The 7,840-nt window shown below is 66.9% G+C and carries 6 protein-coding genes; 4 read left to right on the plus strand and 2 right to left on the minus strand.

Annotated features, from left to right (window positions below):
- Nucleotides 1-180: 180 nt before the first annotated feature.
- Complete coding sequence (locus tag HV824_RS21860) at nt 181-1,053, minus strand: LysR family transcriptional regulator (RefSeq protein WP_176424130.1); 873 nt, start codon at nt 1,051-1,053, stop codon at nt 181-183.
- A 125-nt stretch (nt 1,054-1,178) separates the two neighbouring features.
- Between HV824_RS21860 and HV824_RS21865 the strand changes: the two genes are divergently transcribed.
- Together HV824_RS21865 and HV824_RS21870 are read left to right on the plus strand one after the other, a co-directional pair.
- Complete coding sequence (locus HV824_RS21865; RefSeq protein ID WP_176417106.1) at nt 1,179-1,799, plus strand: hypothetical protein; 621 nt, start codon at nt 1,179-1,181, stop codon at nt 1,797-1,799.
- A 216-nt stretch (nt 1,800-2,015) separates the two neighbouring features.
- On the plus strand, nt 2,016-3,491 hold the full coding sequence (locus HV824_RS21870; RefSeq protein WP_255208233.1) for an MAC/perforin domain-containing protein: 1,476 nt from the start codon (nt 2,016-2,018) through the stop codon (nt 3,489-3,491).
- A 59-nt stretch (nt 3,492-3,550) separates the two neighbouring features.
- Here HV824_RS21870 and HV824_RS21875 read toward each other — a convergent pair whose 3' ends face one another.
- Complete coding sequence (locus tag HV824_RS21875) at nt 3,551-5,800, minus strand: excinuclease ABC subunit UvrA (RefSeq protein WP_176424131.1); 2,250 nt, start codon at nt 5,798-5,800, stop codon at nt 3,551-3,553.
- A gap of 134 nt (nt 5,801-5,934) precedes the next feature.
- Here HV824_RS21875 and HV824_RS21880 point away from each other — a divergent pair, with 134 nt between their 5' ends.
- Nucleotides 5,935-6,714 (plus strand): TetR/AcrR family transcriptional regulator, encoded by a 780-nt coding sequence (locus tag HV824_RS21880; RefSeq protein ID WP_176424132.1) that lies wholly within the window; start codon nt 5,935-5,937, stop codon nt 6,712-6,714.
- A 249-nt stretch (nt 6,715-6,963) separates the two neighbouring features.
- Nucleotides 6,964-7,809: a CoA ester lyase gene (locus HV824_RS21885; RefSeq protein ID WP_176424133.1), complete on the plus strand. Its 846-nt coding sequence runs from the start codon at nt 6,964-6,966 to the stop codon at nt 7,807-7,809.
- Nucleotides 7,810-7,840: the final 31 nt, after the last annotated feature.

Genomic DNA, 7,840 nt, shown 5'->3' on the forward strand with positions numbered 1-7,840 from the left:
CCATCCCAGACACCGGTGACTTCAAGTGCGACGGCGATGATGAGGCGCACGGCTCCAGCAGTGGGTCTGGGCGAACAACGACTGCCAGCCGTTCCGGCTGGAGCTGATGTAGCGCCAGTCATCCGCTGGCCCCCCGCGCGGCCAGAACGTCCAGGTCCTGCGCAAGCCCTTGCTGATGACTCACGCCTGTCCAAGCGTCTCCATCAAATACGCCTTGAGCGCCTGGACACGCGGCGGCACGGGCTTGCCGGGCCGGGAGACGAGGAAGAGCGGCGCGTCGCGGAGGGCCACCTCCGGCAGGACGCGCACCAGCGCCCCCACTGCCACGTCCCGCGCCGCGAGAAAGGTGGGCAGCAAGGCCACGCCCCCTCCCGCCCGCGCCACGTCCAGCAGGAAGCCAAAGTCGGAACACGCCAGGGAGGCGGCGCGAGGCGGCTGCCCTGACCCCGTCCAGAACGGGCGCTTGCCCCTGGGCGGAGCGGGCCACAGGCCCTCATGGCGCGCGAGCTCCGTCGGTGACGCCGGCTGCCCCCTGCGCTCCAGATAGCGAGGCGCCGCGAAGAAACCCGCCTCCAGGTCCATCACCTTTCGCGCGACGAAGGTCCCCGAGCCGGGCCTGCCTACCCGCAGGGCCAGGTCCATGCCCTCCCCCAGCAGATCCACCACGTCGTACGTCAGCACCACGCGCACCCGCACCGACGGGAAGCGAAGCCGGAACCCGGCCAGGACGGGCGCCAGCAGCGCGCGCCCCACGTCCGGCGGCGCGGTGAGGGTGACTTCTCCGCTGGGAGCGCCAGGCCCCTGGGGCGTCCGTGCCACCACGTCCCTGAGCCCCGAGAGCAGCGGCGCCACCTGGCTCAACAAGGACTGCCCCTCCGGCGTCAGCCGCACCATGCGCGTCGTCCGTGAAAGCAATGCCGCGCCGAAGCTGGCCTCCAGCGCCCGCAGCGCGCGGCTGACCTTCGACTTGTCGAGCCCCAACCGCACGGCCGCCTTCGTGAAGCTCTGCGTCTCCGCGACGGCCTGGAAGATGGCGAGGTGGTTCAGGTCCATTGTTGCGCTTCTACAACAGTGTTTTGGATATCCGCTGGATTGTTGTCCATCCCACTCCCGAGCACTGTGTCCGGAGAGCCTTCCGCTCATAGGCGCGACTGGCGCCCTCCTCCCACGAGACGACGATGACGCAACCCGGATTGAAGTGGCTGTGGCTGTTCTCCCTGCTGGTCGCGGGCTGCGGCACCGCGCGCACCAGCGCATTCCCCCTGGAGGCCACGCCGGGACCTGCGCCCGTGCTCACCCTCGTCTGGGTCGGCAGGGGCGAAGCGGAGCGACTGGAAGACGGAGCGTGGAAGCGGGTTCCCCAGTTCGACTACGACTTCACCGTCGAACAGCGCCGCTACGCCCACCACTGGGAGTCGGTGAAGAGCCTACGCCGCCGCCACCCGGACTACGACGGCAGCGCGGGCCCTCGCGAGCAGACGATGTTCTTCCGGCTGGAGTTCACCACTCCGGGAGGAGACGGCCGCGTCGCCAGCACCGTCCGCTCGTCCCTGGGAGAAGGCACGGGTCACACCGACATTGAGTTCCGGCGAGCCGTCCTGGAGCTGCGTCCAGACCTCAGCCGCTTCGCGCCCTTCGACCGCTATCGCATTACACAGACGTATGCCTATGAGCGCGGCGCGCTGGAAGAGACTGTCATGCTGCTGGATGGCGAGAAGCCCTGGGTGCGGAACACGGAGAAGGCGGCCCTCTTCGCCCCCCACATCTTCAGCGCCGCGCCCACCTCCGCCACGCGCTAGAGGGCTCCAGCGGCAGCAACCGCCCTTTGCGGCGAGGACACGGTCCGCTCCAGGACAAACCCTGCTCAACAGCGCGGGGTACCCGACATTCGCTCCGACGTTCACCTCGACCCGCGGGGCAGCCCCGGTTCCAGCGGCCAGACGGCCCGTGTATCCGTCGCGCCCGGCACCACCTCCAGGAAAGCCCACCCCCACCTCACCCAGGGAGTTCCGCGCATGGCCGAACCAATGCAGATCGACTTCAACAAGTTCGAGGGAACGGTTCCCTACAAGAACATCGACTTCCTTGGCAGGTGCTACGACATCATCCGAATCAACCCGCTGGACCTGAGCCAGCGCATCCGGGACGGCGGCGGCGCCACGACGGAGAGCATCATCCAGATTGCCCCGGAGTCCTGCACCCAGCTCACCCCGGACAAGAGCCTCTACATCCCCGAAGGGACACGCTACCTCCCGGAGTCCCGGGGCGAGCGAACCTCCCGCACGCAGACGTGGTTCTCCTCCTTCGACTTCTCTCAGTCCTTCGAGCACACCGTCAGCGCGGGCCTGGACATTCCGCTGCTGGTGTCGTTCAGCGCCAGCGCCACCTACCGCCAGTTGGAGAAGACGAGCGGCTCGAACGAGACCATTGAGACCTTCGTCCAGAGCTTCTTCGAGGACTGCTCGCTTCAGCTCAACGACGACTTCACCAAGAAGCTGCCACTGAGCAGCCGATTCACCAGCGAGGTGGCGAAGCTCACGTCGGAGGCCGCCTGCGCCGCGTTCATCAAGACCTTCGGAACGCACTACGCCCGCGAGGTCACCTTCGGCGGGAGGATGTACCAGCGCATCCACATCTCCGCCCAGGAGTACTCCAAGCTCGTGGAGCGGGGCGTCGACATCTCGACCTCCGCGTCGGCCACCTTCAAGGGCGCCACCGCCAACACGGGGAGCAGCACCTCCACGTCATCCAGCTCCGCCTTCAAGCAGTCCAGCGGGCTGACCATCGACAGCGTCCAGTGGGTGGGCGGCACGCCCAGCACGGACTTCAACGAGTGGGTGAAGAGCATCCGGCAGGACCCCAAGCCGCTCCAGCTCGACTTGAAGCCGCTGTACGAGCTCTTCACGTCCGACTACTTCCCCAAGGACCCGGACATCCAGAAGAAGAAGAACTGGATGATGCAAGCCGTCGACAAGCACATCCGGACCGAGGGCTTCACCCGCCCCGACGTCTCCGCGCTCGCGAACAAGGAGTTCTACTTCCGCAGCCGCTGGCGGGCCGACCCTGGCGAGAAGCGCGTCAACATGTCCCTGGGCTTCTACGGAGAGGACGTGAAGCTGTACAAGGAAGACAACACGAACGACCTCGTCCCCTGGAAGTTGATTCCCGTGCCGGGCAAGCCAGACGAGTACTACATCCGCAGCCGCTGGCGCGCGGACCTGGGCGACAAGCGGCTGGACTACCACCTGGCCTTCTACGGCGACGCGCTCAAGCTCTACCACCGGGACAACGTGGCGGACCTCGTCCCGTGGAAGTTCATCCCGGTGCCGGGCAAGACGGATGAGTTCTACATCCGCAGCCGCTGGCAAGCCGAGAAGGGCGACCGCCGCACGGACAAGTCGCTCGCCTTCTACGGCGACGAGGGCAAGCTCTACCCCAAGGACGACTACTACAACCTCGTCCCCTGGAAGCTGGAGCCCGCGACGGCCTGAGCCGCGCGCGGTGACAGGAGCGGCGCGAGGCGTCTCGCGCCGCTCCGGCGGGCCCGCCGCTACGCCTTGCCTCGGCGGGCCATGTGCTGCCCAGTCAGGGAACCCTTGTGTGAGGCGAGCTTCCCAGGGAGCCCCTCGAAGATGACCCGGCCGCCCTCGTGCCCGGCCCCGGGCCCCAGGTCGATGACCCAGTCCGCGCGCGAGACGACGTCGAGGTTGTGCTCGATGACGATGACGGTCGACCCGGCATCCACCAGCCGGTCAAACAAGCCAATCAACGTGTCCACGTCGTTCATGTGCAAGCCCGTGGTGGGCTCGTCGAGCACGTAGATGTTCCCGGAACGACCCAGCTCCGCGGCGAGCTTCAACCGCTGCCGCTCACCGCCCGACAGCGTCGACAGCGGCTGGCCCAACGTCAGGTAGCCGAGCCCGACGTCATCCAGGCCCTGGAGAATCCTGGCGATCGCCGGTTCGGTGAAGAAGGCCACCGCGTCACTGATGGCCATCTCGTAGACGTCGCTGATGGACTTGCCGCGCAGCCGGTGCGCCAGCACCTCCTCGGTGAAGCGCTTGCCCTCGCATGTCTCGCAGACGGTCACCATCGGGTCCAGGTGCGCCAGGTCCGTGTAGATGACGCCCAGGCCGCTGCAGTCCGGGCAGGCCCCCTTCGAGTTGGCGGAGAACAGCGCGGCGTCCACCTTGTTCGCCTTGGCGAAGGCCTTGCGGACGTTGTCGAGGATGCCGGTGTACGTGGCCGTGTTGGAGCGGCGCGAGCCCCGAGCCAGGTTCTGGTCGATGATGAGGGTCTCCGGGTACGCCTTGGGCAGACAGCCCTGAATCAGCGACGACTTCCCCGAGCCCGCCACGCCCGTCACCACCGTGAGCACACCCCGCGGAATCGAAACGGACAGGTCCTGGAGGTTGTTGAGCCGGGCACCCTTGATTTGAAGCTGCCCCGTGGGCTTTCGGGGCGTGGTCTTCAGCGGCTGGTGCTTCTTCATGTGGTCGCCCGTGAGGGTGCCCGAGGTCAGCAGCCCCTCGTAGGTGCCCTCGAAGACGACCTGTCCACCCTTGCTGCCGGCCTTGGGCCCCATGTCGACCACATGGTCCGCAATGGCAATCATGTCTGGCTTGTGCTCCACGATGAGCACGGTGTTGCCCTTGTCGCGGAGCTGCTGCATCAGGCCCGCGAGCCGGCCCACGTCGTGCGGGTGGAGCCCCACGCTGGGCTCATCGAAGATGTACGTGACGTCGGTGAGACTGGAGCCCAGGTGCCGCACCATCTTCACCCGCTGGCTCTCTCCGCCTGACAGCGTCGAGCTCTCGCGGTCCAGGCTGAGGTACCCCAGGCCAATGGTCACCAGGTTGTCCAGCCGGTGGGCCAGGGCCTCCAGCATGGGCCCCACGGAGGGCGCGGCAATCTTCCGGACGAACGCCGCCAGGTCAGACACCTGCATCGCGGAGCACTCAGCGATGTTCTTCCCCTGGATGCGGCTGCCGAGCGCGGCCTGGTTGAGCCGTCCACCCTTGCAGGAGGGACAGGTGGCCCGGGTGAAGATGCGCTCGTATTCGGCGCGGACGTGCGGCTGGACTGTCTCAGGGTCCTTGGAGCCCAGGGTCCGGCGCAGCTTGGGGACCAGGCCCTCGTAGGTGAGGTTCATCTTGTCGACCTTGATCTTCCGGCCGTCGTCCAGGTGGAGGAGCTTCTCCATTTCCTCCTTCGTGTACTTGGACAGCTTCTTGTCGACGTCGAAGTAGCCGGAGCGCGCGTAGATGGCCCAGTACCAACTGTCGACCGCGTAGTCCCTGGGCAGGATGGCGCCCTCGTTGAGGGACTTGGACCTGTCGATGACGGCGTCCATGTCCATGGACGCGACCTGGCCAATGCCCTCGCACTCGGAGCACAGCCCCCGGGGGTCGTTGTAGGAATAGAGGCCCGGGCTGCCCAGGTGCGGCTCGGCGAGGCGGGAGAAGACCACGCGGAGCATCTGCGCGGCGTCCGTGACGGTGGCGACCGTCGAGCGAGAGTTCCCGCCCAGCCGCTGCTGGTCCACGATGATGGCGGCGGAGATGTTCTCCAGGCTCTCCGCGTCCGGCTGGCCGTAGCGCGGCATGAACTGCTGCACGAAGGCCGGATACGTCTCATTGATGAGCCGTTGGCTCTCCGCCGCGATGGTCCCGAACACGAGGGACGACTTGCCCGACCCCGAGACGCCCGTGAAGACGGTGATCTTCCGCTTGGGGATGTCGAGCGAGACATTCCTCAGGTTGTTCTCGCGCGCACCGCGAATCTTGATGGAGCCGTACATGATTGGCTTCTCCTTGGAGTGACGTCCTGCCCGCAAATCGCTCGACAACTTTTCAGTCGCCCTGTAACTTCGTACAGCACACGGGGTTTAGCACAACAACCCCGTACACTGTAAATAGTTATCCCGAGGTACGGATGAGCGACGAGATTTCCGGACGGGGTGACCCGTTGAAGTCACTGCAGTTGCTGTGGGGGCGGACGGAGGCGCCGAAGCGCGGCCCGAAGGCGAAGGCCAGCGTCGCGGAGTTGGTGGCCGCGGCCGTCGCCATCGCGGACGCAGAGGGGCTCGAAGCGGTCAGCACGCGCCGCGTCGCGGAGGCGGTGGGCATCTCCCCCATGTCGTTCTACACGCACATCCCTGGCAAGGCCGAGCTGCTGGACTTGATGATGGATGCCGTGTCCGGCGAAATCCTGAAGGACCGGCCCGTCTTCAAGCCCGCGAACTGGCGCGCCAACCTGACGCGGGTGGCGACGGACTACCGCGACTTCTATCTGGCCCACCCGTGGGTGATTCCGCTCGCGACCCACCGGACCGTGCTGGGCCCGAACACCTTCCGCTCAGCCGACATCGCCTTGAGTGCGATTGAAGGCCTGGGGCTCACGGACCTCGACATGGACCGGACCCTCACCCTGGTCCTCGACTACGTCCACGGCGCGGTCCGCAACGCGGCCCGGGAGAAGCGGGTCAAGGACCTGACCGGCATGACGGACGAGGAGTGGTGGTACCGCGTCGCGCCGTTCCTGGAGACTGTCGACTTCACGCCCTACCCTGTCCTGTCCCGCGTCGGGAAGGCCGCGGGAGAGACCTACGGCGCGCACGACCCCAAGGGTGCGTTTGCCTTCGGCCTGGAGCGCATGCTCGACGGGCTGGCCGCGTTCATCGACGGCAAGGCACCCGGCAAGAAGCGACGCTGAGCGGCCTGGGGGCAGCACGGGCACGCGCAGAGACATAGAAAAACGTCTCTACATAACAAAAGACATATCAAGACATAGCACGACCTCCCAAGCACCCCGTCGCAATTGATTGTCCATTCCCTTGACGGAGCGGAGCGACAGGAGTACCCAGACAAGCACTGATTCATCGCGCCTCGAGCGAGCCCTCCGTGTTTCACGGATGGCGCGGTCACGGGTGCGCGCGGTGCAGGCCCTACCCCCGGAGGCGTGATGAAGTTCACCCGGTATTGCCGCTCCATCCTGTTCACCCCGGCGCTCGCAGTGGACCGCTTCGCACGGGGGCAGCAAGCCGGCGCGGACATCAGCCTGGTGGACCTGGAGGACTCCGTTGCCACCAGCCACAAGGACGCGGCGCGGCAGCACGCGGAGGCGTTCTTCACCGCGCCACGCGGTCCCAGCCGCCGGGCCATCCGCATCAACACCGTCACCCGGCCCGAGGGCCTTCGTGACGTGCTCGCCCTGCGCAACTACGCCGTCAAACCCGACGTCATCCTGGTGCCGAAGGTCGAATCCCCCAGGGACCTGGAGATCGTCGAGCAGGTGCTCGGCGCGAGCTGCGCGCAGGTGGACCTGCTCGCCCTGGTGGAGACGCCTCGCGGCGTGGAGAACGTCCACGCCATCGCCAGCGCGACCCCACGGCTGAAGGCGCTCGTGTTCGGCTCGGCGGACTTCTCCTTCAGCATCGGCGCGTCCCTGTCCTGGGAGTCCTTGCACTACGCGCGCTCCCGGCTCGTCACCGCGGCGCGTGCCGCCAACGTGCAGGTCGTCGACTCGCCGCTGTTCGACATGGCGGACATGGAAGGTCTGCGCCGTGAGTGCCTGTTGGCCCGGAGCATGGGCTTCAGCGGCAAGGCCGCCGTCCACCCGCGCCAGGTGGAGCTCATCAACCAGGCCTTCTCCCCGGACGAGAACACGCTGCGCAAGGCGCGGAAGATCGTCACGGAGAGCCAGGCCCGCGACTTCAACATCTGCGTGGTCGAAGGGACCATGGTCGGTGCCCCGTTCGTCGAGGCGGCGAAGCGCACGCTCGAGGAGTTCGGCCCCCAGGAGGGCTGAAGCCCATGCTCCGGGCCAACAGGCACTCACG

It is taken from the genome of Myxococcus sp. AM009 (assembly GCF_013372605.1).
Classification (GTDB): Bacteria; Myxococcota; Myxococcia; order Myxococcales; family Myxococcaceae; genus Myxococcus; species Myxococcus vastator.

What these genes read in the sequence shown, in the direction of transcription:
- HV824_RS21860 (WP_176424130.1), bottom strand. Translation starts at nt 1,053, where the DNA reads ATGGACCTGAACCACCTCGCCATCTTCCAGGCCGTCGCGGAGACGCAG.
- HV824_RS21865 (WP_176417106.1), top strand. Translation starts at nt 1,179, where the DNA reads ATGACGCAACCCGGATTGAAGTGGCTGTGGCTGTTCTCCCTGCTGGTC.
- HV824_RS21870 (WP_255208233.1), top strand. Translation starts at nt 2,016, where the DNA reads ATGGCCGAACCAATGCAGATCGACTTCAACAAGTTCGAGGGAACGGTT.
- HV824_RS21875 (WP_176424131.1), bottom strand. Translation starts at nt 5,800, where the DNA reads ATGTACGGCTCCATCAAGATTCGCGGTGCGCGCGAGAACAACCTGAGG.
- HV824_RS21880 (WP_176424132.1), top strand. Translation starts at nt 5,935, where the DNA reads ATGAGCGACGAGATTTCCGGACGGGGTGACCCGTTGAAGTCACTGCAG.
- HV824_RS21885 (WP_176424133.1), top strand. Translation starts at nt 6,964, where the DNA reads ATGAAGTTCACCCGGTATTGCCGCTCCATCCTGTTCACCCCGGCGCTC.